Below are 26,210 nucleotides of genomic sequence, written 5' to 3' on the forward strand. Positions count from 1 at the left end.
AAATACAGTAAGTGACGATTCAGATTCTGGAAATCCAGCAGATGACACCGGATTAGGAGATGATGACACAGTAACGCCTTTACCATCTAGTTCGAAATTAACGCTTATAAAAAGTTCAACATTAGACTTAGCCGCAAACACAATTAGCTATACTTATACTGTTGAGAATACAGGAAACACTACAGTAAACGATATTACAGTAGCAGAAACTACGTTCTCAGGAACAGGAGCAACGCCAACACCAGTATATACAGGAGGTGGTTTTGATTTAGATGGCGACGCGGATGCTTTTGATGCTAACCCAGGAGACGTATTACAATTCACAGCAACGTACAGCTTAACACAAGCAGATATTGATGCAGGAATAGTAACTAATGAAGCAGCAACCAACGGAACCGATCCAAGTGGAGCAGCTGTAACAGATGCTTCAGATTCTGGAAATGCAGGAGATGATACCGGAGCCGATAATGATGCAACAAACACATCAATTCCAGCAACACCAGCATTAACCTTAGTAAAAACAAGTACTTATGTTGATAATGCACCAGTTGGATTAGATGTAAATGATCAAATCGATTATGTATATACTGTAGAAAACACAGGAAACGTAACTATAAACGATGTAACTGTTGGAGAAACAACCTTTACAGGTACAGGAATAACACCAACACCATTATATAGTATGGGAGGTGCAGATCTTGATGGCGATGCCGATGCATTTGATGCTTTACCAGGTGACATCATTACGTTTACAGCAAGTTATAGCTTAACACAAGCAGATATCAATGCAGGAACGATTAGTAATGAAGCTTTAGCAAGTGGAACAGATGCTAGCGGAACACCAGTAACCGATGCTTCGGATTCAGGAAACGCAGCAGATGATACAGGAGCCGATAACGATCCAACCAATAGTCCATTACCAACAGCAAGTAGTATCGCATTAACTAAAGGCGTAAGTCCTTTAACCGATACTAATGGCGATAGTTTATTAGGAGCAGGTGACCAGGTAACGTATACTTTTACTGTTGAAAACACAGGAAGTACAACGATTACTAATGTAACAATAACAGATGCAACTATTGGATTAAGTAATGCAGTGGTAAGTCCATCAACATTACAGCCAACAGAAACAGCAACAATAACATCAGTATATACAATTACACAAGCCGATGTTAATGCAGGAAATGTAGAAAATACAGCAACTGTAAATGGAACAGATCCAAGTGGAGCAGCAGTAACAGATACATCAGACAGTACGAATCCAAATGATGACGAAGGTCAACCAGGAAACAGTGATGCAGATGCAGATGATACCAATGACCCAACAAACTTACCAATCCTATCTACACCAGCATTAAGCTTAGTAAAAACAAGTTCATATGCAGATACCAACGGAGACGGAGTTGTAAGTCCAGGCGATGCTATTAACTACACATTCGTAGTAACAAATACAGGTAACGTTACGGTAACAAGTATTGATGTCACGGATAGTAATTTAACACCAAATTTAGTTGGTACAATTGCAAGCTTAGCACCAATGTCAAATCAGACCTTAAGTGCAAGTTATACGATTACGCAAGCAGATGTTAATGCAGGACAAGTTATCAATACCGCTGTAGCTGAAGGAGAAGATCCAAACGGAAATACAGTAAGTGACGATTCAGATTCTGGAAATCCAGCAGATGACACCGGATTAGGAGATGATGACACAGTAACGCCTTTACCATCTAGTTCGAAATTAACGCTTATAAAAAGTTCAACATTAGACTTAGCCGCAAACACGATCACGTATACCTATACTGTTGAGAATACAGGAAACACTACAGTAAACGATATTACTGTATCCGAAACAACCTTCTCAGGAACAGGTACAACACCAACACCAATGTATACTGGTGGCGGATTTGATTTAGATGGAGAAGCAGATGACTTCGATGCGAACCCAGGTGATGTATTACAATTCAGTGCAGTCTACATGTTAACACAAGCAGATATTGATGCAGGAATAGTAACTAATGAAGCATCAACCAACGGAACCGATCCAAGCGGAGCAGCAGTAACAGATGCATCCGATTCTGGAAATGCAGGTGATGATACTGGAAATGACAATGATCCTACAAATACATATATTCCTCAAGATGCAAGTATGAACTTGGATAAAACAGGTATATTAGTAGATGGAGGCGATGGTTTACAAGCAGGAGATACTATCGATTATTCTTTCACTTTAACAAACACAGGTAATACAACTATTACTAATGTGAGTTTAAATGACCCATTATTAGGAGGGACTATTGCAGGTCCAGTTTCAGGAGATATCAATATTGATACAGTCTTAGATTTAGATGAAATCTGGATTTATAATGCGACCTATATATTATTACAATCTGATATTGATGCAGGAATGGTTGAAAATACTGCAACTGTTTCAGGTGAAGTACCAAATGGAGCTCCAATATCAGATATATCTGATGATCCAAATAATAATGCAAATGTAGATTCCAATGGAGATGGAAACCCAGATGATCCAACAATAGTAGATTTTGGTTGTATGCCTGACATTACTCTGTATAAGGAAGATATTTCTTTTTCTGGGAACGTTTCAAATCCAGTACCAGGAGATATTATTACTTTCGAATTTACAGCAGTAAATACAGGAAATATCACTTTACTTAATGCAGAAATATTTGATGCTTTACTTGGTGGTTTTGTTGGAGAGTTTGAAGAAATTCTTGTTGGACAATCATTAACAACAACACAAAGCTACACCATTACACAAGCAGATATTGATACTGGTTATGTAATAAATACAGCCTTTATAGAAGCTGATCCTGTTGGGATTGATTGTGATGAAGTAAGAGATGTATCTCATGATAGAGATTTTGCAATAAGTGGAGTAGATTCTGATGCAGATGGAGATCCAACAAACGATCCATTAGAAGATTCAGATGGAGATGGTGATCCGGATAATGACACGGAAGTGTTCTTACAACAAAATCCGGTTATAGAGTTAACTAAAACATTTGTGTATTTAGATACAAACGGAAATGGAGAGGTTGATTTCGGAGATCAATTACAATATAATTTTGTAGTTGTAAATAATGGAAATGCGACAATTACAGATGTTGTAATTAACGATCCATTACTTGGTGGTATTGTAGGAGTAGTTGATGTATTAACACCGTCTGATACAGGAAACGTTATTGCAACGTATAATTTAACTCAAGCAGATATTGATGCAGGAAACGTAACGAATACAGCAACAGCAATAGGTAATGACCCTTTCGATAATGATGTGGCAGATACTGATACCGTAGTGTTTACAATAGCTGAAATGCCAGGTCTTTCTTTAATTAAAGGAGCTCAAATTATTGATGTTAACGGAAATAATTTAGTTGAAGCTGGTGATGAGATTGCATATACATTTACAGTTACCAACAATGGAAATGTAACAATAAGCGATGTAATGATTGACGATTCAACAATTGGTATCGCTAACTTACCAGTAACGCCTTCAACATTACAGCCTAACGACACAGGAATTGTAATTGCTAATTATACATTAACACAAGCTGATATTGAAAATGGAGTTCTTATTAATTCTGCCATAGTAGTTGGTACAGATGCAATGGGACAACTAGTAACAGATATTTCGGATAGTGCAAACCCAGCAGATGATACTGGAGCAGGAGACGATCCAACAGTTACAGAATTTGAAATAGCAAGATTATCTGTATTAAAAGAGGCTGAGTATGTAGATGCAAATAATAATGATATTGTAGACGAAGGAGATACTATTTACTACACATTCACAGTAATCAACACTGGAAATGTAAATCTTTTCGATATTACAATAAATGACGATTTAGTAGCTGTAGATGGAGAACCAATTAACTTATTAGTTGGTGAAACGGATGATACAACATTTACTGCTACATATAGTTTAACGATTGAAGATCTTAAAGCTGGAATGGTAGAAAATACAGCAACAGCTACAGGTCAAGATATTAATGGAAACATAGTAAGTGATATCTCTGATGATCCAAACAACCCTTCAGATATAGATGTAAATAACGATGCAGATCCAGATGATCCAACAATCACATTGTTAGACACACAAAGTGAGTTAGTTATATTTAACGAAATCTCACCAAATGGAGATGGTGATAATGATAATTTCGTGATTCAAGGATTACAAAATTATCCTAATAACACACTTCGTATTTATAACCGTTGGGGTAATATAGTTTATGAAAAGTACAGATACCAAAATGATTTTAAAGGTATTTCTGAAGGAAGAGCAACTGTTAAAAAAGAAGATGAACTACCTGTAGGAACATACTATTACCTATTAGACTTAGGAGATGGTTCTAATGCTAAAGCAGGTTGGTTATATATAAATAGATAGGTTTTAAAAAGAAATAAATCATAAAATGAAGGTGAGTAAAATCACCTTCAAAATAAATTTTGATATGAGATTAAATTTTAAATTAATAATTGCCATGAGTATGCTTTTTGTCGGAAGTGCAACTTTCGCGCAGCAAGATCCTCAGTTTACACAATATATGTACAATACATTATCTGTTAACTCTGCGTATGCAGGTTCAAGAGGTCATGTTACTGTTACAGGTGTTCATAGATCACAATGGATAGGTATTGATGGTGCACCAGAATCGCAAACCTTAAGTTTCGATTCTCCAATAGGGAAAAATGTTGGGCTTGGTATCTCAATTGTAAATGATAAACTTGGGCCATCTCAAGAAACGTATTTCGATGCTAATTTTTCTTATTCAATTAAAACATCCGAAACACATAAATTATCGTTCGGTATAAAAGGAGGAGTAAGGTTGTTTGATATAGATTGGTCTCGTGGAAGAAGACAAACAAGTAATGATAATTTATTTCAAGAAAATATAAGTCGTGTATTACCAACAGTTGGTGCGGGTATTTATTTTCATGGAGAGAAAAGCTATTTGGGAGTTTCTATTCCTAACTTTTTTACAGATCAACATTATGACGATATTCAGCAAGCAGTTGATGCAGAACGTTTACATCTTTTCGTTATTGGTGGAATAGTGACAGATTTAAGCGATACCATTAAATTAAAACCGGCATTTTTATTCAAGCACGTTGCAGGAGCTCCTGTAATTGTAGATTTATCGGCTAACTTTATGTTTAATGAAAAATTGAGATTAGGTGTAGCTTATAGATGGGATGATGCTTTTAGTGGATTAGCAGGTTTTCAAATATCACCAAAACTATTAATTGGTTATGCTTACGATTATACAAATACCGAATTGCAAAAAGTAACCAGTGGTAGTCATGAATTAATGTTACGTTACGAACTTATTTCAAAAACAACAAAATTAAAATCTCCAAGATTTTTCTAAAAATATTTAATATGAAAAACATAATAACTATAATTTTAATTGTTGTATCAGCATTTGGTTTTGCGCAAAGCAAGTACAAGAAAGCCGACCGTCTTTTTGAAAAAATGAGGTATGTTGAAGCAGCTGCAGAATACGAAAAAGCTATTGATAAAGGAGATCGATCAATGGAAGTTTTACAAAAAGCAGGAGATGCCTATTACTTTAATACAGATATGGAAAAGGCTAATAAATGGTATGATATTTTAATATCAGATTATTTAAAGACTGTTGATCCAGAGTATATCTTTAGATTCTCACATACCTTAGAAGGTATGGGGCAACATAAATTAGCTAAAAAGTGGATGAAAGATTTCTCTAATCACACATTACAAAAAGATGCTAGAGCTAATAAATATGCTCAAAAAGACATTACAATTGAAGATGTTTTGAATTTAGAGGCGCAATTTACACTTAAGAACTTATCGATTAATACTAAGAATTCAGATTTTGGACCTATGTATTTTGGTGAGCGATTGGTTTACTCTTCAGCAATAGATACTTCTTATTATCACAAGAGAACCTACAATTGGAACGAACAGCCATTTTTAAATTTTCAATTAGGAAGAATTAACGCTACAGATACAGATGTTGAATATCTAAATGAATTTTCAGAAGAAATAAACACTAAGTATCATGAAGCAACTTTGGCTTTTTCACCAAACGAAGAGAAAGTTTACTTTACACGTAATAATTATAATGGTAAATTAGAACGAGATGAAGAAGGAGTAAACCACTTAAAATTATATAGTGCAGATTTAAATGTAAATTTAAACGAAAAAGTAGAATGGCATAATATTAAAGAGTTACCTTTTAATAGTGACGATTATTCTGTAGGGCACCCAACTGTAAGTAAAGATGGTAAACAATTATATTTTGTTTCAGATATGCCAGGATCTATTGGTGCAACAGATATTTATGTAGTAGATATTTTAGATGATAATAACTATTCTCAACCACGTAATCTAGGACCAAAGATAAATACTGCAGGACGAGAAATGTTTCCTTATATTACAAATAAGAAACTGTATTTTGCATCCGATGGACATTTAGGCCTTGGTGGTTTAGATGTTTTCGAAGTTAAAAATGAAACTGTTTTTAAAAATCCTGTAAACCTAGGAGCACCGTTAAACAGTCAATTAGACGATTTTGCTTATATCGTAGATGAAGAGACTAATTTAGGTTTCGTATGTTCTAATCGAGAAGGCGGTATAGGAGATGATGATATTTATTCGTTTGATAGAAATCCTATCGAAAATAGGAAAAGAGAAAGCATTTGCGATCCATCAGTAACAGGTTATGTGTCTAATACAATAACAGGAGAACGTATTGCAAGTGCAACAGTAAAACTGTTTGATGAGAGTGGAAAAGTATTGGCAGAAATGCAAACCAACCTTAATGGGAACTATGCTTTTAAAAGCAATTTAGATTGCAATACGAGATATGATGTTAAAGTAAGCAAAGTGGGTTACAATCCTAACGAAAAGCCTTTTATGACCGCTAAAGATGGAGAAGTAACAATCGTGCCACTTGGATTAAAAATTACAGACGAAGGTATCTTTGAAGACAGAGGTTTAGTTAAAATTAAAATCGGAATTATTTATTTCGATTTGGATAAATCATTTATAAGGAATGATGCATCAATAGAGCTTAATAAAGTTGTTTTAATGATGAATCAGTATCCAAACATGGTAATCAATATAGAGTCTCACACAGATTCTCGTTCACCAGATGATTACAATTTAGAGTTGTCAGATAGAAGGGCCAAAGAAGCAAGAGATTATATAGTAGCTCAAGGAATTGCTTCAAATAGAATTTTAAGTGCTATTGGTTACGGTGAAACCCAAACGGTAAATAATTGTAAAAATGGAGTGCCTTGTTCAGAAGCGCAACATCAATTAAACAGAAGATCAGAATTTGTTATTATTAGAATGTAGTTTTCTAATAACATTTATAAACAAAAAGCCATCTCATTGAGGTGGCTTTTTGTATTACAAAGTATTATTTCGAAAAATATAAATCAATTTGGTGAATTTACAAGTACCTTGTTATGTTTTTATTTAAATGTTGTCTTCTAATAGTTGTTATGGAGAATAGGATTTCTTGCTTTTGGTGCAGTTCAAAATCTGCTAGGGTTTTCATAAGCAGGCTAGAACTATGTAGGCTTCCCTTTTTTAGGACACCTCTAAATTCGATAAATAATTATTATTTAGATCAGATTTGATGAAGAATTTAAATTCTTCATCAAATCTGGGCATAAACTCTTTAGGGGATTTACGACCTAAAGATTTATGAGGATGATTAAAATTGTAATCCATACGCCAGTTATCGCTGATTTTTTGAAGCTGATAGATGTCTTTAAAATAATAAGCATCTAATATATCTTCTCTAAAAAAGCGATTAAATCGTTCTACATATCCGTTCTGCATTGGCTTACCTGGTTGAGTGTACTTGATTTCGATAAAGTTCTTTTTGCACCAGTTCATAAACGTTTTTGATATAAATTCTGGACCATTATCGCATCTTACATATTTAGGTGTTCCTATTTCTTCTTTCAGATTTTCTAATGTTTCTACTACAGCTCTAGCTGGATAAGACAACCCTGCTTCGATAGCTATTGCTTCACGATTACAATCGTCTATGACATTGAATACACGTATCTTCCTACCATCGGTAAGCGCATCACTCATAAAATCCATACTCCAACATTCGTTGAGTTTTAAAGGTGTTTCTAAAGGTTGTTTTACACGTTTAACTAAACGCTTCTTATGCTTACGCCTAAGACTGAGTTTCATATCACGATATACCCGCAATACCCGTTTCCTGTTCCATTTCAGACCTTCACGACGAATCTTATAATAATACTCATCAAAACCTCGAGTAGGATATGACTCTGCAAGCTCTGTTAGTTTATCAATAACATTGCTATCATCTCTTTTACTCTGGTAATACCACATCGATCTATTAAGTCCTACAACTTTGCAGGCACGAACGATTGGGATTACATATTGCTTAATGAGGTACTTTACACGAACTCTTTTGTCGGAAGGCCTTAGAACTTTTTTGATAAAATGTCTTTTAACATCTTATTATCTAAGCTTACATCAGCATACATCTGTTTGAGCTTATTATTCTCATCCTCTAACGCCTTTAGACGCTTAAGTTCTTGATGTTCCATACCTCCATATTTCTTACGCCAATAATAAAAGGTACTCTTGTCAATACCTAATTCTCTTGATAAATCACCAACAGATCTTCCTTGTTCGTTTTCCTTTAGAGCCTTGATAATCTGGCTCTCACTAAATTTGCTGCTTTTCATAATGACAGTTTGAATTTAAAGTTAGTAAATTCGAATTAATAGCTGTCCTATTTATGGGGAAGCCTACACGAGGATTTTCCGCAGGAAAATCAGACGTTACAAACACGCAACGACCTTTGATTAAGCACTAAGCCGCAATTATTTTTATACGGTGTTAGCAACTGGCATTTTCTTCGGTCCATTCTTTCGCTACTTGTTCAACATAATCTGTAAATGTATTTATTTTGTCATAACTGTAAAATGTGTATTCTGGCTGTCCATTAATTGGTGTAATGTCATCAAAACAATGGTCAGAAGCGAATAATATTATTTTATTGGTTTTAGAATTATAGAAAGTCATATTTCCGTTTGCCTCTTCTACAAAACAAATCAGGTTTGAGTGGTCTATCGGTTCGATATTTTCTTCTTCGCAAGTTTCTTTATAATATTCATTCCAAGTTCCAATTCCGAAACTGCATTCAGTTCCGATAAACATAAAATTCTGATTATTAGTTAGAGAATCCTCTGGCTGATTAAACGATTCCTGTATTCCACCAATATTTTGCAATAAAACTCTGTGTTCGGCACTTAAATTATCTGATACATTTTCTAAATCCTCAATTTTATTTAACCATCCAAATATTTCGTCGTCAATATCATTCCAAGCGAACAAAATGTGTGGAACATTATTTATTCGCAGAAAGGTTTTGCGTGAACACTCAATCAGTTTTGTCAGTTTTGGGAATATATTTTTAAAGTCATTCGTTAATTCAAGAGTTCTTTCTTCAATTTCAACCTTGTCATTTTCTTGGAAAAACCAACTTATATCTTCTGAAAATGCAGTTAAATCTTTGTTCATAGTTGGTTTTTTTTGCTTGTTGCTAACGGTTAGGTATATGGTTTGGTGCGTGGTAAAGCATTGAATTTAGCAAATACAAAACGGCTAGAAAATCCGAAAGGATTTTCGTAAGCAAGCTCGAACTAGCACTAAATTATATACGGTGTTACCACACGTTTTCTTTTATTCCGATAAATTTTTTCATTACTTCGTTGTAACGATTTATAATTCTTATTTTATTTCTTTCTACTATACAGCCAAATAGATATTCGTATTTAAGGTTATATTTTTCTGCTAATAATTTATTTCTTTTATAAGTTTCATCCGCCAAAAATCCGCCACCACCAAAAATTCTGCGAATTCCATTTTCAAAATCCAATTCAGCTTGTTTTTCACTATACAATTTATAAAATTCAGGTTCTGCTATTGAATCTCGGTAAACAGCTAATTTTTTGTCAGATATTCGAAGTTTTAAAGTATCTCGGATTTCATTAAAGTCAAATTCAAAAGTTTCATTGAAAACAGGTGAGTGGTCGTTTACTTTAATTCGGATATTTTTTTTTGAGTCCGTTGTAAATTTAAAAATTCCAGTTGAGTCAGTTTTTATTTCAGAAATACTATCTTTTTGTTCAATCTTAATTTTATGTTTTCTGTTTGTCAAATTCTTGATTGTTCCGTCTGGAAAAGACTCTAAAATTCGGTATTCGCTTTCCACAGATTTGTGAAATTCAACCTTTCCAACAATTTCTTTTTGAGAGTAAAGATTTTGTTGGAAAATCAAAATGGTCAATATGAATAGCGTTTTTCTCAAATGTCTTGTCCTGAAATACGGCTACAGGTTAAAATTGAATTAAGCTGATAATTTATATACCATATTAGGTGTTTTATAATCTAAAGATAAATGTAATCTTACTTCATTGTATAAATTAATTGCATTTTTTGCAGCTCTCTTAGCGTGTGCGACGTTATCAATCCCGATAGCTATCGGGATGGTCTAGATAAAATTCATCTTTTAAGATGCCATTTACGCGTTCAGCCATTGCATTTTCGTAACAATGATTTTCTTCAGTCATGCTAATATCGATTTTCTTTCTTTTTAATATTTGGGTGTACACATTACTGCAATACTGTATTCCTCTATCCGAGTGGTGTATGAGTCCTTTTATGTTTTTAGCTTGATAGACGGCCTTGTTTAGCGCTCTCACACATCCTTTAAGTTCCAAGCTATCACTAATATCATAACCAACTATTTTTCTAGAATGCATATCTGTTATTAAAGCCAAATAACAAAAGCCCTTTATTGTTCTAATGTATGTAATATCAGATACCCAAACTTGGTTAGCTCTAGTAACTTCTAAGTCTTTTATGATGTTATTATATTTATAAAAACGATGATAAGAGTTCGTAGTTCTAGCACTGGTTTTCCTTCTAAGTGTCAACATTTGATGTTTTCTAAGCACATTAAATAAAGTATCTCTACCAACTTTAATATTGGCTTTATTAAAATCGGCATTTAATGATTTTACAAGTTTTCTCACGCCTTCTCTAGGAAGGGATTTGCGTCTTTTTCTAACGATATTAATAATCTGTAGCTCTAGGTTTAAACGCTTATCAGCTCTTTTTTTATGCTTGTAATAAGCATTGCGTTTAAGTCCAAAACAATGGGTTATAGTTGTCAAAGAAGCAAATCCCTTAGATATCTTTTTGGCTCTAATTAAGGCTTTATACTTAGCTTTTTTTTTAGCTCATTAACTGATTTAAAGCCAAGATCTTCAGCTGCTACTTCAAGATAACAATCCTGTACCATAGCATCGAGATCCTTTTTAAGTAGTAGTTTTTTAAGCTGTTCAATTTCTTTTTGAAGTGCTTTAATTCTAGATATTTCGTCTTTAGTTTCCACTTTTACTCTGGTGTTCATTAAGTCTTTACGATTATACTTTTTAATCCACACATTTACTGTTGTAGGTGCAATAGAGTAGAGTTTACAAAGTTCACTCTTTGTGTGTTTTCCGATTGTAAGTTCGGCTAAAATCTTTAATTTAAAAGGTTCACTGTAACGTCTAATTACTTTGTCATTTCTATACATAATGTTTAAAATTATGTAGCCTTATTTCAGGACGGGTCAAAATGTTGCCTAACGTTAAATATATGGCAAGTAGGGCGGAAAATAAAAAATAATCTTCGGTAAAGCCACAAGCCAAATCTTTTTATTTTGTTTTAATTTTTCTCGTTTAATACCAAATCAAAAGATTTGGCGACTTAGTAAATAGACAATGACCTTTGGTTTAAACACTAATTGCCCTATTTGCTATATATAGTGTTACCATGCGTTATTTCTTCTTTAGTTTATCCTTCCAGAGTAGTTGAATTGATAAATGATAATCTGTCTCAAATGTGATAACTCTAATTTTGCTGATGTCAAACTCAGAATCAAAGTCTTTTTCGACCGAGCCATCAGATTTTATCATATCAATTATTAAGTTATCCTCTGTAATTCTATTCTTCTTTCCATAAAACAATTCTGTTTCATCTTCATCTTGAAATTCGAAAATCCCATATGCTGATTCCACCCAATCTAATAGTCCAATTGTGTCAGCAAAATTGAAACCTTTAGGAGGTTCAATATTTACGTCTTTCAGAGTTAAAACCTTTTCGATTTGTTTTTCTTGATCTGTCCTTAATCTCTCTTCAATAAATTCTTTTTTATATAATCGGTATCCATCAACAACATAATCTACAGGAATATGTTTCACAAGTATCCATTCGTCACTTTCCGCAACTAGAAGTCCATGTTCAGAATCTTCCCAGTTCTTTATTTTATAATTTTCAACTCTCATTATTAAGACTTTTGCGGTTGTAGTTTTATGCATGGTAACGTGTTTGTATATGGTTTGTTGCGTGGTTAAGAACGTAATTTAGCAAATAAAAACCGAATAGAAAATCCGCGAGGGTTTTCGTAAGCAGGCTAGAAGCCAGCAATAAATTATATACGGTGTTAGCCACTGTTAAATCACTTAGAATCTTATTCCCATTTTCCGTTAATAAAACGATATATATAAGGATCAGAAACTAAGCAACCTCCAATACCAAAATCAATTATTGCTGTTTTGAAATCTTTATCAAATATTGGTTTTGACATGTAACACATGGATAAATATTTTTTTTGAAAATCTTCCTTGGCTTTTGCTTTAATGGATAAATCTTTAATACTAAAAATCGAATCAAACTCTTTTCGCGACACTAACTTAATTTTGTTCTTTAATAGTTTTTGGTCAATTTCTAGTTTTTCGTTAATACCAATCAGACTATTATAATCTATTTCATCTTTCAATTCAAAGGTTTTGTATAGAAACTCTTTAAATTCAGCTTCAGTCCAAAAAGTATAAACATCAAAAGATTCAAAACCTTCGTTGGGTTCCAAAAGAAATTCACAAAATCTATATTCTTCCTCGATAAAAGAGTTGATTAGTTCACTAGTTTTTTCCGCGTAAAGACTATTTATGTTTTTTTCATTATTTGAATCGTTATTTATTTGATTGCAACTGACAAAAAGATAAAATAATAATATACTTAATAGGTTTTTCATTAATTGTGGCTAACGTTTATGTATAAGAATAGTTGCGGGTTTGTATGCGAGGATTTTCCGAAGGAAAATCAGACGTTACAAACACGCAACGACCTTTGATTAAGCACTAAGCCGCAATTATTTTTATACGGTGTTAGGCAACGTTTTTTATTTCATTCAGTTCAAAGAACCGATTGATTTTAGTTAATAATTCAGTTTTGTCTTTATTCAAATTCAGCACGTTATAAAAAGGATTGTTTATTGATTTGTCAATCAGTTTTCCATTCCGAATTTTCATTAAGTGTGGAAATCGACTGTAATTTTTCAATTTGTAAAGAGCCTCCGAAATAAATTCCACATTATATTCCGATTCTACTTTTTTTCCATTCAGATACACGATTTCAATTCCGTCATTCAAATTAGGCACAATATCTTCCTCAAGATATTGTTTTGAGTTCTTTCTGTTGTTGTAACAGAAAAAATTCTTTCCGTTATTTTCATTTAGAAATTCAGCATATTTTTTCTCAAACTTTTTTCGATTAAAATGTCCAATTGGAATAAAAATTATCATAAGCGGGATCACCAGAATGAATAAAGGAATTCCGATTAAAAATATTAGTAATATGTCTCTTAATTTTCTCAATTTTCAAATGTTGCCTAACAATTATATATAGTTAACATTAACTATATATCTATTATAAAGATAACCATTTGTATTATTCAATCTTTAGAATTTTACTCAGCGCTATTAATTATTATAAATAGCAAGCTAGGATTATTAGATAACAATAAAAAATGTAGAACTGCTTATTTTATAGTTTGTGAAAAAAACTTATAAATCCCTGTTTTCGGGGATGCTTATAAGGTTTGCAATTCCTACATTTGTGCATGTTTTTAAAGTTTCGATACTTTTTTTATTTTCTATTTGTATGCTATACTTCCATTAGTACAGCACAAACAGCAGCGTCTATTGTTGAAAGTGAAGAAAAGAAAGTAGATGAACTTTTTTACTATTATAATAACGGTTTTGAAAAAAAAGCATTCCAGCAAGCCCATAAATTATTAAGTACTTTTAAATCTATTAAAGCGGTAACGAATACCAATTTATTATTAGCATACTACCATAATAAATACGTAGCAATGGATTCGTCCATTTATTATACACACAAAGCACTTAAAAGTAAAAAGAATCTTAAAGACTCCTTAGGCGTACGATTAACCATATTATCTTATCAATTACTTGCGTTAAACAATAAAAACAAAGGATTGTACCAAGAAAGTAAAAAGTGGCATTTAAAAGGAGCAGAACTTAGTGAAGAACATAAAGAAACAAATTTATATTATACTCATTTACACGGGTTGGCAAGTACTTATGTTACACTTGGTAAAACGGAAGAAGCATTAGAACTTTTTAATAAATGTATTAAATTTTCTAACGATGAAGAACTTATTTTAGGCAGTTACATTAATTTAGGTTCAATCTACTCGTCGCTTTCTAACTACGAAAAGGCAAATGACTATTTACAGAAAGCAAAAATTATTTGCGAGAGAGATACTCATAGAAAACAAGCTTTAGTAAATGTTATTATTAATATAGGAGATAATTATTTAGGTATAGAAGAAACAGAGAAAGCGCTTACGGCTTTCTACGAGGCTAAGAAAATAAGTAGAGACAATAGATCTTATAATTTAGAACTTATTATTTTAGGCAAAATAGGTACTGTATTATTTAATAAAAAAAGAGACAAAGAAGCACTTTTAATTTTTTCTAATACTTTAATTAAAGCGGTGAATTTGGGTAATTTAGATGTTGAGATGAATAGTTATCTTATGTTAGAAAAACTCTCAATTAGAAAAGGAGATCATAGAAGTGCTTATAGCTATGGTAAACATTATTACCAGATAAAAGATTCTATCGAGAATTCGCAAACGCAAAATGAGATTAACAGTTTAGAGGTTAAATTTAAAACGTTAGAAAAAGAAAAGACGATAAAACAATTACAGATAGAAAACCTAAACAAGAGTTTAAATATTAAAAACAAAGATGCAGATATAGAAAAGTACAAACTGCAAGAAGCTATAATTGTAAAACAAAATGAAAATCAGGTATTGCAATTACAAAATGGAGTTGAAAAACGTAAAAATGAAATTGCATTATTAAAAGAAAAAGAAGCTTTAAAAGCGGTAGAGCTAGACAGAGAAAAGACTATTAAATACATTGTTCTTGTCGCTTTTTTTATTTTATTAGTTCCTATTGCAGGACTCTTAATTATCTACTATCAAAAATTGCAGGCTCAAAGTTTACTTAATTTAAAAGAGAAAGAGATTAATGAGCAACAAGTACTTTCGTTAAAAAAAGACCAAGAGTTAAAGCTAATTAAAGCGGCTGTTAGAGGTCAAGATCAAGAACGTAAAAAGATTGCCCAAGAAATGCACGATAGCGTTGGTGGTAATTTAGCAGCTATAAAATTACAATTCAGTCAGCTTTCTAATCATCCAGATAAGTTAAAATTAATTTACAGTCAGTTAGACGATACTTACGAGCAAGTAAGAAACATATCTCATAATTTATTACCGAAAAAAATTAGAGAAAATGAATTTGTATTTTTAATTAAGGAATATATTAATACGGTTGAAGAGGCGAGTGAGATAAATTTTAATGTTTCATTTTACGACGAAGAAAATATTAATAGCCTAAACAAGATTTTACAAAACGAATTGTTTTCTATCTTTCAAGAATTAACAACCAATACACTTAAATACGCTAAAGCTAAGACCATAGATATACAGTTAGACCTTTTAAATGAATGTCTGTTTTTTGTCTATGAAGACGATGGTATTGGATTTGATGTATCGAAAACCACATTAGGCATAGGTTTAACAAATATTAAGAATAGAATTGAAAATTATAATGGCAAATTGCATATTGACTCTAAAGCGAATAGAGGTACAAATATCCATATAGAAATCCCATTAAAAGCATAAAAAAATGAAGCATAACCTTATTATAGCAGACGATCATAAAATGTTTTTAGATGGTTTATTAAGTATTCTAAAAACAGAAAGTAATTACAATATTTTATATACGGCAAAGCATGGCGGGCATGTTAAAAAATACATTACAATAAATACCGAAGAAAAAATAGACCTTGTAATTACCGATGTTACTATGCCAGAAGTAGATGGTATCGCTTTAAATAAGTGGATAAAGAAAACCAACAGAAATATAAAAACACTGGTGGTTAGTATGCATAATTCACCAAAAATTATTGATGAACTTATTGAAAGTAATGTCGATGGTTATCTTCAAAAAAATGCACAAAAGGAAGAGTTTTTACAAGCGATTGAAACTATTTTAGGAGGAGAAAAATATTTCTCGAAAGAAATTAAAGATATCTATCTGCAAAATAAGTTCGAAAAGAATAAAGAGAAAGAAATTAAGCTAACCAAAAGGGAAGTGGAAGTGATTTCGCTAATTGCGGAAGAGTTTACCACCCAGGAAATTGCAGATAAATTGTTTTTAAGTAAGCATACTATAGAAAGTTACCGTAAAAACCTGATTACAAAATTAAATGTTAGAAACCTTGCTGGGCTTACCAAATATGCCATTAAAAAAGGCTACGTATCTTCATAATAAAGCATGTTTTTAACAACTGTATTTTAAGGGTTCTATTTTATAATAGAGCCCTTTTTTATTGCTTATTTCTTAAAAGCAAGTGCATCAATGGTTTAATAAAAAACAGATTTAACCTCGTCTTACTATTATTTATTATTTCATTTAAAAAGAAAGCGCAATGGACTTTTATGTAGTTGTTTGTTAGTGTTTTGTAGTTAAACACCCTGTTTTCAGGGTATTCATTTTCACTAAAAACAGGGTTAAATAAAGGAGTGATCTGGCATAAATTTGTACCAGAGAATAGGAAACACCACAAGTTGACAATATTGAAAAACAGGTGTTTTCATTCAAAAATAAAACAAACAAATTTTAACCATTAAAAAACAAAATTATGACTTTCGGAATTACACTTATTTTATTAAGCATTATCGCAGTACCATCTTTATTATTATCAAAAAAACCTAACGCAAAAGAGTTGTTAGAAAAAATAGAGCCTTACCAAGGATGGATTGGACTTATTTTTTGTTTTTATGGTGTTTGGGGAATTATTTTTTCAATTTTAAATTTAGGATGGCTTACAACATTCCCAATCTGGTGGGTAACATTATTAGCAGGAAGTATTGTAGAAGCTGTACTTGGGTTTATGTTAGGGTTTAGCCTTATTAATAAGTATGTTTTATCTAAAAATGAAGCTGCAAAAGAAAAAGCATCTGCACTTAGAGAGAAATTAGCTCCAAAACAAGGGAAATTAGGAGTTGTAGGGATATTTGTAGGTGTTTGGATGATTGCTGCGTCTATTTTATTCTTTTAAAAAATATAAAACTTAAACTATAAATTATCATGAAAAAATTAATCTTTTTAATAGCAGTGCTATTCTCTGTATCATCAATAGCACAAGAAAATAGAAATACAATTACCGTAGTTGGTGAAACTGAAACCAGTGTGGAAGATACTAGTTACACTGTTTTAATTGCTTTACAACCAATACTTGTTTATGAAGGGCAGGGCGAAGTAGAAGTAGCCACTGTAAACGAAGTAAAGAACAATTATATTAATAAATTGGGCGAATTAGGTATCGATTTTAGTCGATTTCGTAGAAGTACATATTATGAGTTTGCTTCATCTTATGGACAAGGCAGAGTAACAGAATATTATTTTTTGAAAACAGAGAATAAAGATGATGTTAGAAAAATTATAAATCTTAAATTAGCAGGCACTTCTATTTCTAATACAGAGATAGAGGCAAAGAAATTAACAAACGACGAGTTAGTTAGTCTTGCAAAAAAAGCAATGGATAATGCAAGAGATAAAGCCGAATCTTTAGCAAAAAGAATGAATAAAACTGTTGGTGAAGTTGTAGGTATTGTAGACCAGAATACAAGTGAACAATACATGCAAAGTTATGGTACGTCTAAAGTGCAAAATCATGTAGTAACCGTTTCTTTTGAATTAAAATAATGAATGTCTTTAAATTAATATAATAAATAACCAACATGAAAATTAAATTAGTAGTATTATCAGTATTTGCTTTCTGTAGCCTTTTTAATGCAGAAGCTCAAAAATTAAAAAAGTTTGGAAGTTCTATTGAGAAAAAAATTGGACCAAAAACAATTAAAGTACCTTATACAGACGTTATATCTTATTTAGGTTATGCCTCTGAAGGAACTGAAGATGCAATAGTAGATGGTAAAAAATTCTCTTATATATACATCTGGGTTCCTGCTGTTGCTCCAGAATTAGGAGTAAGAATGTTATCTCCTGTAGCTAAAACAAAAGTAAAAAAGGCAATAAGCTCTGCAGATTATACTGCAAATAAAGATTCTAAAGATTATTTTGACACTTACATTACTTTAGAACGTTCTACTATTTTCAAAAAAGAAGATATCACAGTAGATGGTGCTAAAAATGCTACTTGGACTACACTTGCTAGTAATGATGATAGCAGCGAAATGCCAAAACAACCTAGTGGAAGAAAGTACAATTCTTTATTAAGATATAAAAGTGAAGTAGGAAGCCCTACAAAAGCTTTAACTGCAGGTTTATACCGTATTGGTTTTACAACTTACAAAACAGGAGAGGTTAAAGGAACATTTTTAGCTGAAGTTGCTGCTCCAGTAAAATTGCCTGGTGTTGTAATGGCTAAAACTATTGAAGAACTTAAAAAAGGACTATAAAAAAACAAAATAGACATTCATAGTTTAAGTAAAACACCTCTTCATAAAAATGAAGAGGTGTTTTTTTTGTAGGATTGTTTCGCTTTTAAAAGGTAGTAGTAATTGTTTTTGGTTACTTTCTAATGTAGTGTTAGCCACAATAGAAGATGTAATTTATTTGGTAGATGCTTTGGTTTAAACGATTTTAGTCTTCATCAAATTTTAATTTATTCTTTTCCATAGCTTTTTTCCAACCGTAAGGGAAAATGCCATGATTATTTTCGTTAATGTTTTCCATTAAATCTTTTACACGGTTTTTTATTTCAATTGGCAATTTGTAAAACTGTTTATCAACCTGTGTATTTCTTTCGTCATCATGTATTCCGTTTTGATGTCTTATTACACTTTTTTTGTTTTTATAGTAAACCAATATTTTTATTCTTCCATCAGAGAAATCATTCATTGCAAGAGTCCCATAAACAATTATAGGATCGGCAAAACCATCGTTATCATAATCTTCTATTTTAAAATATTTTGTCCAATGAGAAATAGAATATTCGTAAGAGTCTGGTAATATGAAATCTCGTAAAGACCATTTTAGATTAAAAACATCATTTTTATACGAGAAACAATAGGTTTTAATTGAATCTGAACATGTTTCTTGTTCTTCGCATTTTACGAGTTTTTTAGTCATTACAATAAAGTGCTCTCCTGCCTTGTCATTATATTTATAAACTCTGTTAATAGAATACTCTAATTGTAATTTATCTTTAATATTAACCGTAAAAATAGAATCAATTTCGTGCTCAGACAACTGTTTACTTGTTACTTTAAAGTTTTGCCCAAAAGAGAAATTGTAGATTAAAAGAAATAATATTATTGTGATTCTCTTCATTTTTATGTGCTAATATGATTGGTATAATGTTTCTGAATGCAGTTTTGTAAAATAAATTCGTATTGAAAATTTGATAAGATTTTAGTAAGTAGGCTGGAACTCGCCATTAATTATACACGTCTTAATTTTGTATTTCAATAAAAGCCACTAAGTTAAGATATCTAAATAGAAAGCACAAAAGAGAGGAATAAGGTTATTATACACGCAGAAACTTAAGACTTCGTCAACATTGAAAATCACCTCTCTTTTCTACACAGATTTCGTACAGTTCTATGAGGCCTTTTGGACCTCGATTTTAAGTCGTTGAAACTCGCCTAGATTGTCCTTTCAAAAAACATTTTCTTATGAATAAAGATATAAAATATTTTGAACAGGGAAGCACATCATGAATACCTATTAAAAAAAATAAAAAGAGATGAATAAATTGACATTAGTCATTTAGTATTTGATGTTACAGATTCTGACGGTAATTATTATCAGTTTAAAAACAATGGTTCAGGTTTTAAGAAGTTTACAAAACTCTTAAATACTTATATTCATTGTGTGATGGAAGCTACAGGTTATTATCATTACCAATTAGCTTATCATTTGTTAGAATCTAGTATAAAATTATTGGTAGAGAATCCATTATCGATAAAGCGTTTTATATAGATGAAGTTATCAAAGATTAAGACCGATAAAAGCGATTCAAAACTTATTTGTGAATATGCTCAGAAAATAGAATCGAAGCTTTGGAAAGGGAGTTTTAAGGATGAGATAGAATGTCTTAAAATAACAAGAATGCTTTCTATTTAAACAAAACAAAGCACAATGGTAAAAAATAAATTACATGGAGAATCTGTTTTGGACGAGCTAAGTAAAGCCGTAGTAAGGTCTTTAAAACGGAGTTTAGCTTATATCAAAAAAAGAGATAAAAGTCTTAGAGGACAAAATATTAGTTTTAGTAATATTGACACATCAAGATGATCTATTAACGCGTTTAAAAACGATACTCAGTATTGGTCCTAAAACCTCTATTATGCTAATCGTTTTAACCGGTGGATTTGATCGTTTTAATAGCGCAAGCGAATTATGCAGTTAGGCAGGTTTAATACCTGTAATTAGGCAAAGTGGAAGTAGTGTTAAAGGACGACCACGAATTAGTAAAATAGGGAATCAAAAGCTTTGCACTTTACTATTTATGTGCAGTCTTAATGCTTGTAAATACAACAAGGCTTGCCGAGAACTTTATGAGCGAATAGTTGCAAAAGAAAAGAGTGAAAAATCAGCATTAATGGCTGTCTGCAATAAGTTGTTAAAACAAGCTTTTGCTATTGCTAAATCAGGATTGATATATGATGAAACTTGTAGGAGTACTTTAGTGAAAAATTAATGAAATTTTATTGTTTTTCACCACAGTACTTGTTATCTATAGGTTTTTTATAAATTAGCCAGAGTTCAGATATTTAAATTTTTTAGATAAATATAATTTAGGAATTCTGATTTTAGCAACGGTTTAAGCGTAATGCTACGTTTCTACTGTCTAGATTAGCTCAGATTGGGTTTTCTGCGTGTAATTCAGTCGTAACGATAAACGCAAGGTTTTTCAGATTTGGTTTATTTTCGTGATCATTTTAATCTAAAATTATCTTAGTTTATAAAATCAAACAGAATCCAATCCATAACGTTTTTCAGATTACATTATTCGTCTAAGTAATTAATCCCTTGTTGGAAGTTCATAATTATAGATTTTCCAATAATTTTTGTTGGCGAGTAGCTTATAGATAAAGTTAATATATACCAAATTTAATTAATTCAGTTTGGATTACAACTTTATATGGCAGAATACCCAACTTTTCTAATGGTTTGGAAGAATTAGTTTTCAGATGGATATCATAGCTTTTATAAGGCGAATTGTTTTTTATTAATTATTTATACTAAAGTCTTAATTTGTAAAGTTGACATACTTATTTAGCTTTTTTTAAATTAACTGACATAGTTGCTGATTTAAAATACTCTTCATTTAATTACTCAAAAGAAGCCAATTAAAGCGGCTGTTCACCATTATAATTGAGTTATAACAACGATGTCTCTTTTTAAAATGTCTTTCTATAGGTTTGTAAATCTTTGTTTTATTATTTTGGCTTGATTTTGGCAGCCACTATTTACATAAGTATAAAACTAAAATAGTTTTGTGTAATAATTATGCAAAATGGATTTTTTAAAATTAAAGAATATAGTATGAGTCAAGTAAAAGAGAATAGTACAGTAAAAGTAAATTATACAGGTAAATTATCTGATGGAAAGATTTTTGATACCTCTGAAGGAGAAGCACCAATAGAATTTGTTTTAGGACAAGGAAGATTAATTCCTGGTTTTGAAAAAGGTTTAATTGATATGAAAGTAAACGAAAAGAAAACCATTACAATTCCTAAAGAGGAAGCATATGGAGAAGTTAATAATGACTTACTTCATGAAGTAAAGAAAACTGAACTTCCTCAAGATATGGCTCCTGAAGTAGGTATGGGACTTGTTTCTAAAGCACCAGATGGTCAAGAAATGAACTTAATGGTTGTAGAAGTTAAAGAAGATAGTATTGTTGTAGATGCAAACCACCCTTTAGCTGGTAAAGACCTTATTTTTGATCTTGAAGTTGTAGAGATTAATGAAACTGTAGTTGCTGAATAAAGTAATTATATATTTTAAAGTATCAAGCAGCCTTTGTTAAACGCATTTTAACAAAGGCTGCTTTTTTTTTACTATTAAGCGTTAACGATATTGTTATTTTAAATGTAAAAAAGAGGTCTAATTTAGAAGAATAATACTATTTAAAAAAGGTGTTATAAAATGTTGCATTCTAAGATTGGTTGTATATTAGCGAGCTTAAAAAGAACCTTTAGTGAAACACTTAGTGTTTTCTATTAATTAGCATATTTATGAAGCGTATATTTTCGAATTTACTATTTAAAGTTTTTCTAGCCATAGTATTAGGTATTGTTTTTGGACAATATTTGCCCGAATCTATAAATCGAGTGTTCAGAACTTTTAATGCGTTTTTTGGGCAGTTTTTAAATTTTGCCATTCCGTTAATAATAATGGGTTTAATAATGCCTGCTATTTCAGATTTAGGAAAAGGTGCAGGTAAACTATTATTACTTACAGCTGGTATTGCTTATGGTTCAACCTTGTTTTCTGGGTTTATGACTTATTTTACGGCATCCAATATATTCCCATTACTTTTAGAGTCTCATGTTAACGATGCGGCTCAGGTTACAGATTCGGGTCGTGAATTATTACCTTATTTTAGTATCAATATCCCGCCAGCGTTAGACGTTATGACTTCTTTAGTTCTTGCATTTGTAATTGGATTAGGTCTTGCAGCTCAAGAAAAATCAACTTTAAAATCTGTAGTAAAAGACTTTCAGAAAATAATAATGCAACTAATAGAAAAGGTAATTGTACCATTGTTACCACTATTTATTTTAGGGATATTTGCAAGTATGTCTTTTAGCGGAAAAGTATTCTCAATCCTTTCTGTATTTATTAGCATTATAGGAGTAATTTTTGCCTTGCATATTTTATTATTATTACTTCAATATACAATTGCTGGTATTCTTACAAAAAAGAATCCATTAAAATTATTAGCAACCATGATGCCTGCTTATTTTACAGCTTTAGGTACTCAATCTTCGGCAGCAACCATTCCGGTAACCTTAGAACAAGCCTTAAAAAATGGTGTTTCAGAAAAAATAGCAGGTTTTGTTATTCCTTTATGTGCAACAATTCACCTCTCTGGTAGTATTATGAAAATTACCGCTTGTGCCATGGCATTAATGATTTTACATGGCATACCATTTGATTTCACACTCTTTGCAGGATTTATTTTTGTATTAGGTATCGCCATGATTGCGGCACCTGGAGTACCTGGAGGAGCAATTATGGCTGCTGTAGGTATCTTACAATCTATGTTAGGTTTTAATGAAGAAATGCTAGGGTTAATGATCGCTTTATATATTGCAATGGATAGTTTTGGTACTGCGTGTAATGTTACTGGTGATGGAGCAATCTCTTTAGTAGTTAATGAAATAACTAAAGAAAAAATAGTTGTTTAGATTGAAAGACTAATTTATAAATTTAAGAATACATACGATTAAACGGAAATGTATTTAACTCCACTGAAGCCGTTTGTGTAACATTTTCTTCGGATAGATTTAATAAAAATATTCTTATAGTATTAGAGCTGTAAGAGAATAATATGTTTTTAATTTGAAATATCTTTTGGACTCATAGCTTATTTTTAAACACTACATTAAAGTTAGATTGGTTGTTATAACCAATAAGTGGCTTTATGATGTTTGTAATAAGAATTTTAGATATCTCTATGGGAAATAGGATATTGTTTGTTGTGATAAGTTATTGATTATTAATGATATGTGTAATGTTGTAATGTTTGAGCAGGTTAAGTATTAAGCTTTTAAAAAGTCTTCATACTCATAATAGAAAGCTTCAAAAGCGCTCATTTTTTCGTTTAAAAACACCATAACTTCCTGCCACGTGTTTTTATTATGTATAGACACTTTATAGCCTAATGGTATATATATTCTTGAAATTTCTTTTCCGTTATCTAAAAAATATTCTTCCTCATAAATAGCATCTGGTAAAAACTCTGTTGTTAGTATACTTTTTACTTGTTGGAGTTTTTCCCAATAGTTAATACGGTTTTCTAAATCGTCTTCTAGATCTAAGCTCACATGAGCTGTTTTATTATCGAAGTGAAACTTAAAGCTAAAACCTTTTATTTTAGTATTGTATAAGACCCATTTTGTAGGGAAAGATTTTCCGAAACTGGTCCAGAATAATTGTTTTATTTGTCTTGACTCTTCTTTTGAAAACACGTTCTCAATTTTATGGTTAAATGTGAATAGCAATTGGCTTACTCACGTACTAGTTTACTTTGTAATTACTATAAAAACTGCAGTTATTATATAAAATATGCAATTATAATTGCACTAATAATAGTTACGAGCTTAGTGATATTAAATTTGTGGTTTTCGTTACTCTCGAATAAAATAGTTGTAGAAATATGTAAAAAGATACCAATAACTATTGCCGAAATTTGAATATGATAGTTTTCTAAAAAGGTAAAATTAGCCGATAAAAACACACCAAATGGTGTCATTAATGCAAATAATAACAAGAACGCTAAAGATTTACTTTTAGACATTTTTGAAGCCAAAAAGAATGTTGATAGTATAATGGCAACAGGTAATTTATGGATAATTATACCATAAATTAAATTTGTATGTCCATCTATTGGTATTCCTTCTAATACACTATGTATACTTAAACTAATAAATAGTAACCATGGAAATGTTGTTTCATTTTTACTTATATGTACATGGCCATGTTCTGCACCTTTAGAGAAAAACTCTAATATAATTTGCAGTAAAATACCAATCATAATAAATAATCCTACACTTTTATAATTACTATTGTAAACCTCTGGTAGAAAGTGAAAAACAGTAATAGATAATAAAAATGCACCACTAAAAGCGAGTAGTAATTTTAAATACTTAGCTTTTTTAGGTTTAAAAGCAAAAACAATAAAGAAGCCTAAAACAACAGATAGTATAGGTAGTATAATATTTACAAGCATAGCTTACTTAAAAATAAGTATTAAACGTTGAGATGTCTTTTTATGAAACTTATTTAACTTGTAATCTCCAAAAACATCAAGAAGATAAACACCTGCTTTTTCAAAAAGCATTTCAAAATCTGCTAAAGTAAATGCACGAACACGCTCCTGAAACTCGTAATCTTTACCATCGGCAGTAAAAGAAATATCTTTAATAATATATCCGTTTTCTACGCGTCTTTTTTGTAAAAAGGCAATACCATCAACAGTTTTTGTATTCTCGGGTACTAAGTTGTCAATAATATATTCACTATTTAAAAAGTCAATAACACCAAAACCATAGTCGTTTAAATTGGCTTTAATGGCTTTTATAGTATTGAGGTTGTCTTCTTCATTTTCAAAATAACCAAAGCTAGTAAAAAGGTTAAAAACGGCATCAAATTGTTCGTGATATGGTTTGCACATATCATGAACGTTAAAGTGTAGAGTATCGTTTTCAAACTGTTTGGCATGTGTTATGCTGTTTTCAGACAAATCTACGCCAGTAACATCAAAACCTATTTTATTTAAATAAATAGCATGTCTACCTTTACCGCAAGCAAGGTCTAATATTTTTCCGTTTTCAGGAATGTTTAAGTATTCTGTAAGATTATACATGAAGTTCTCGCCTTCGGCATAATCTCTATCTTTATATAAAATATGGTAAAAAGGTGTATTAAACCATGAAGCATACCAAGTTGTGTCGTCTTTTATCATCTATAAATTCTATCAAGAACAAAAATAGAGTATTTTTGCAATCTATTAG

General features: G+C 31.3%; 23 protein-coding genes and 1 pseudogene. 11 read left to right on the top strand and 13 right to left on the bottom strand.

Annotated features, from left to right (window positions below):
- From ASC44_RS00120 to ASC44_RS00130, 3 genes are all read left to right on the top strand, one after another.
- Positions 1 to 4,408 (top strand): DUF7507 domain-containing protein (locus ASC44_RS00120; protein WP_152973231.1); only part of this gene is annotated, 4,408 nt, incomplete at its 5' end.
- A 64-nt stretch (positions 4,409 to 4,472) separates the two neighbouring features.
- The gene (locus ASC44_RS00125; RefSeq protein WP_055445600.1) at positions 4,473 to 5,390 is read left to right on the top strand and encodes a PorP/SprF family type IX secretion system membrane protein; all 918 of its coding nucleotides are present in this window, start codon (positions 4,473 to 4,475) and stop codon (positions 5,388 to 5,390) included.
- 11 nt (positions 5,391 to 5,401) lie between these two features.
- Complete coding sequence (locus tag ASC44_RS00130) at positions 5,402 to 7,363, top strand: OmpA family protein (protein ID WP_055445601.1); 1,962 nt, start codon at positions 5,402 to 5,404, stop codon at positions 7,361 to 7,363.
- 237 nt (positions 7,364 to 7,600) lie between these two features.
- On the opposite strand, the gene ASC44_RS00135 is transcribed toward ASC44_RS00130, so the two are convergent.
- The 9 genes from ASC44_RS00135 to ASC44_RS00175 all read right to left on the bottom strand — a co-directional run bounded on the left by ASC44_RS00135 (position 7,601) and on the right by ASC44_RS00175 (position 13,770).
- Positions 7,601 to 8,494, bottom strand: a complete 894-nt coding sequence (locus ASC44_RS00135; RefSeq protein ID WP_152973232.1) for an IS3 family transposase — start codon at positions 8,492 to 8,494, stop codon at positions 7,601 to 7,603.
- Positions 8,479 to 8,745 (bottom strand): transposase, encoded by a 267-nt coding sequence (locus ASC44_RS00140; RefSeq protein ID WP_055445603.1) that lies wholly within the window; start codon positions 8,743 to 8,745, stop codon positions 8,479 to 8,481. The genes ASC44_RS00135 and ASC44_RS00140 overlap by 16 nt, the downstream gene beginning before the upstream one ends.
- A gap of 154 nt (positions 8,746 to 8,899) precedes the next feature.
- A complete protein-coding gene (locus tag ASC44_RS00145) occupies positions 8,900 to 9,583 on the bottom strand; it encodes a hypothetical protein (RefSeq protein WP_055445604.1) in 684 nt (227 codons plus the stop codon).
- 145 nt (positions 9,584 to 9,728) lie between these two features.
- The gene (locus ASC44_RS00150; RefSeq protein ID WP_152973233.1) at positions 9,729 to 10,373 is read right to left on the bottom strand and encodes a hypothetical protein; all 645 of its coding nucleotides are present in this window, start codon (positions 10,371 to 10,373) and stop codon (positions 9,729 to 9,731) included.
- Between the two features lie 157 nt (positions 10,374 to 10,530).
- Positions 10,531 to 11,241 (bottom strand): IS3 family transposase, encoded by a 711-nt coding sequence (locus ASC44_RS00155; RefSeq protein WP_241491377.1) that lies wholly within the window; start codon positions 11,239 to 11,241, stop codon positions 10,531 to 10,533.
- A 35-nt stretch (positions 11,242 to 11,276) separates the two neighbouring features.
- Positions 11,277 to 11,648 (bottom strand): transposase, encoded by a 372-nt coding sequence (locus ASC44_RS00160; RefSeq protein ID WP_055445606.1) that lies wholly within the window; start codon positions 11,646 to 11,648, stop codon positions 11,277 to 11,279.
- A 244-nt stretch (positions 11,649 to 11,892) separates the two neighbouring features.
- Positions 11,893 to 12,432, bottom strand: coding sequence for a hypothetical protein (locus tag ASC44_RS00165; RefSeq protein ID WP_055445607.1), 540 nt, complete (start codon positions 12,430 to 12,432; stop codon positions 11,893 to 11,895).
- A gap of 152 nt (positions 12,433 to 12,584) precedes the next feature.
- Positions 12,585 to 13,148, bottom strand: coding sequence for a hypothetical protein (locus ASC44_RS00170; protein ID WP_055445608.1), 564 nt, complete (start codon positions 13,146 to 13,148; stop codon positions 12,585 to 12,587).
- 133 nt (positions 13,149 to 13,281) lie between these two features.
- Complete coding sequence (locus ASC44_RS00175) at positions 13,282 to 13,770, bottom strand: hypothetical protein (RefSeq protein WP_152973235.1); 489 nt, start codon at positions 13,768 to 13,770, stop codon at positions 13,282 to 13,284.
- A 245-nt stretch (positions 13,771 to 14,015) separates the two neighbouring features.
- Here ASC44_RS00175 and ASC44_RS00180 point away from each other — a divergent pair, with 245 nt between their 5' ends.
- From ASC44_RS00180 to ASC44_RS00200, 5 genes are all read left to right on the top strand, one after another.
- On the top strand, positions 14,016 to 16,112 hold the full coding sequence (locus tag ASC44_RS00180) for an ATP-binding protein (protein WP_055445610.1): 2,097 nt from the start codon (positions 14,016 to 14,018) through the stop codon (positions 16,110 to 16,112).
- A gap of 4 nt (positions 16,113 to 16,116) precedes the next feature.
- On the top strand, positions 16,117 to 16,761 hold the full coding sequence (locus ASC44_RS00185; RefSeq protein WP_055445611.1) for a response regulator transcription factor: 645 nt from the start codon (positions 16,117 to 16,119) through the stop codon (positions 16,759 to 16,761).
- Between the two features lie 373 nt (positions 16,762 to 17,134).
- Positions 17,135 to 17,554, top strand: a complete 420-nt coding sequence (locus ASC44_RS00190; protein ID WP_055445612.1) for a hypothetical protein — start codon at positions 17,135 to 17,137, stop codon at positions 17,552 to 17,554.
- 29 nt (positions 17,555 to 17,583) lie between these two features.
- Positions 17,584 to 18,201, top strand: coding sequence for an SIMPL domain-containing protein (locus ASC44_RS00195; protein WP_055445613.1), 618 nt, complete (start codon positions 17,584 to 17,586; stop codon positions 18,199 to 18,201).
- A 35-nt stretch (positions 18,202 to 18,236) separates the two neighbouring features.
- Positions 18,237 to 18,917, top strand: coding sequence for a Lipl32 family lipoprotein (locus tag ASC44_RS00200; protein WP_055445614.1), 681 nt, complete (start codon positions 18,237 to 18,239; stop codon positions 18,915 to 18,917).
- Between the two features lie 184 nt (positions 18,918 to 19,101).
- Here ASC44_RS00200 and ASC44_RS00205 read toward each other — a convergent pair whose 3' ends face one another.
- Positions 19,102 to 19,791 carry a M949_RS01915 family surface polysaccharide biosynthesis protein gene (locus ASC44_RS00205; RefSeq protein ID WP_055445615.1) on the bottom strand — a complete coding sequence of 230 codons (690 nt, stop codon included), beginning with the start codon at positions 19,789 to 19,791 and terminating at the stop codon, positions 19,102 to 19,104.
- Positions 19,792 to 20,214: 423 nt separating this feature from the next.
- Here ASC44_RS00205 and ASC44_RS18525 point away from each other — a divergent pair.
- The 3 genes and pseudogenes from ASC44_RS18525 (at position 20,215) to ASC44_RS00225 (ending at position 23,882) form a co-directional block, all read left to right on the top strand.
- A pseudogene (locus tag ASC44_RS18525) lies at positions 20,215 to 21,163 on the top strand (IS110 family RNA-guided transposase).
- Positions 21,164 to 22,011: 848 nt separating this feature from the next.
- Positions 22,012 to 22,458: an FKBP-type peptidyl-prolyl cis-trans isomerase gene (locus ASC44_RS00220; protein WP_055445791.1), complete on the top strand. Its 447-nt coding sequence runs from the start codon at positions 22,012 to 22,014 to the stop codon at positions 22,456 to 22,458.
- Between the two features lie 248 nt (positions 22,459 to 22,706).
- Positions 22,707 to 23,882, top strand: a complete 1,176-nt coding sequence (locus tag ASC44_RS00225; protein WP_055445616.1) for a dicarboxylate/amino acid:cation symporter — start codon at positions 22,707 to 22,709, stop codon at positions 23,880 to 23,882.
- Between the two features lie 354 nt (positions 23,883 to 24,236).
- On the opposite strand, the gene ASC44_RS00230 is transcribed toward ASC44_RS00225, so the two are convergent.
- From ASC44_RS00230 to ASC44_RS00240, 3 genes are all read right to left on the bottom strand, one after another.
- Positions 24,237 to 24,665, bottom strand: a complete 429-nt coding sequence (locus tag ASC44_RS00230; RefSeq protein ID WP_055445617.1) for a DUF4268 domain-containing protein — start codon at positions 24,663 to 24,665, stop codon at positions 24,237 to 24,239.
- 86 nt (positions 24,666 to 24,751) lie between these two features.
- Positions 24,752 to 25,426, bottom strand: coding sequence for a ZIP family metal transporter (locus ASC44_RS00235; protein WP_055445618.1), 675 nt, complete (start codon positions 25,424 to 25,426; stop codon positions 24,752 to 24,754).
- A gap of 3 nt (positions 25,427 to 25,429) precedes the next feature.
- The gene (locus ASC44_RS00240) at positions 25,430 to 26,161 is read right to left on the bottom strand and encodes a class I SAM-dependent methyltransferase (protein WP_055445619.1); all 732 of its coding nucleotides are present in this window, start codon (positions 26,159 to 26,161) and stop codon (positions 25,430 to 25,432) included.
- Positions 26,162 to 26,210: the final 49 nt, after the last annotated feature.

The organism is Lacinutrix mariniflava (assembly GCF_001418015.1).
In the GTDB taxonomy this organism is placed as follows: Bacteria; Bacteroidota; Bacteroidia; order Flavobacteriales; family Flavobacteriaceae; genus Lacinutrix; species Lacinutrix mariniflava.

What these genes read in the sequence shown, in the direction of transcription:
- ASC44_RS00195 (WP_055445613.1), top strand. Translation starts at nt 17,584, where the DNA reads ATGAAAAAATTAATCTTTTTAATAGCAGTGCTATTCTCTGTATCATCA.
- ASC44_RS00125 (WP_055445600.1), top strand. Translation starts at nt 4,473, where the DNA reads ATGAGATTAAATTTTAAATTAATAATTGCCATGAGTATGCTTTTTGTC.
- ASC44_RS00165 (WP_055445607.1), bottom strand. Translation starts at nt 12,432, where the DNA reads ATGCATAAAACTACAACCGCAAAAGTCTTAATAATGAGAGTTGAAAAT.
- ASC44_RS00145 (WP_055445604.1), bottom strand. Translation starts at nt 9,583, where the DNA reads ATGAACAAAGATTTAACTGCATTTTCAGAAGATATAAGTTGGTTTTTC.
- ASC44_RS00130 (WP_055445601.1), top strand. Translation starts at nt 5,402, where the DNA reads ATGAAAAACATAATAACTATAATTTTAATTGTTGTATCAGCATTTGGT.
- ASC44_RS00205 (WP_055445615.1), bottom strand. Translation starts at nt 19,791, where the DNA reads ATGAAGAGAATCACAATAATATTATTTCTTTTAATCTACAATTTCTCT.
- ASC44_RS00180 (WP_055445610.1), top strand. Translation starts at nt 14,016, where the DNA reads ATGTTTTTAAAGTTTCGATACTTTTTTTATTTTCTATTTGTATGCTAT.
- ASC44_RS00190 (WP_055445612.1), top strand. Translation starts at nt 17,135, where the DNA reads ATGACTTTCGGAATTACACTTATTTTATTAAGCATTATCGCAGTACCA.
- ASC44_RS00140 (WP_055445603.1), bottom strand. Translation starts at nt 8,745, where the DNA reads ATGAAAAGCAGCAAATTTAGTGAGAGCCAGATTATCAAGGCTCTAAAG.
- ASC44_RS00240 (WP_055445619.1), bottom strand. Translation starts at nt 26,161, where the DNA reads ATGATAAAAGACGACACAACTTGGTATGCTTCATGGTTTAATACACCT.
- ASC44_RS00160 (WP_055445606.1), bottom strand. Translation starts at nt 11,648, where the DNA reads ATGTATAGAAATGACAAAGTAATTAGACGTTACAGTGAACCTTTTAAA.
- ASC44_RS00170 (WP_055445608.1), bottom strand. Translation starts at nt 13,148, where the DNA reads ATGAAAAACCTATTAAGTATATTATTATTTTATCTTTTTGTCAGTTGC.
- ASC44_RS00235 (WP_055445618.1), bottom strand. Translation starts at nt 25,426, where the DNA reads ATGCTTGTAAATATTATACTACCTATACTATCTGTTGTTTTAGGCTTC.
- ASC44_RS00220 (WP_055445791.1), top strand. Translation starts at nt 22,012, where the DNA reads ATGAGTCAAGTAAAAGAGAATAGTACAGTAAAAGTAAATTATACAGGT.
- ASC44_RS00225 (WP_055445616.1), top strand. Translation starts at nt 22,707, where the DNA reads ATGAAGCGTATATTTTCGAATTTACTATTTAAAGTTTTTCTAGCCATA.
- ASC44_RS00200 (WP_055445614.1), top strand. Translation starts at nt 18,237, where the DNA reads ATGAAAATTAAATTAGTAGTATTATCAGTATTTGCTTTCTGTAGCCTT.
- ASC44_RS00185 (WP_055445611.1), top strand. Translation starts at nt 16,117, where the DNA reads ATGAAGCATAACCTTATTATAGCAGACGATCATAAAATGTTTTTAGAT.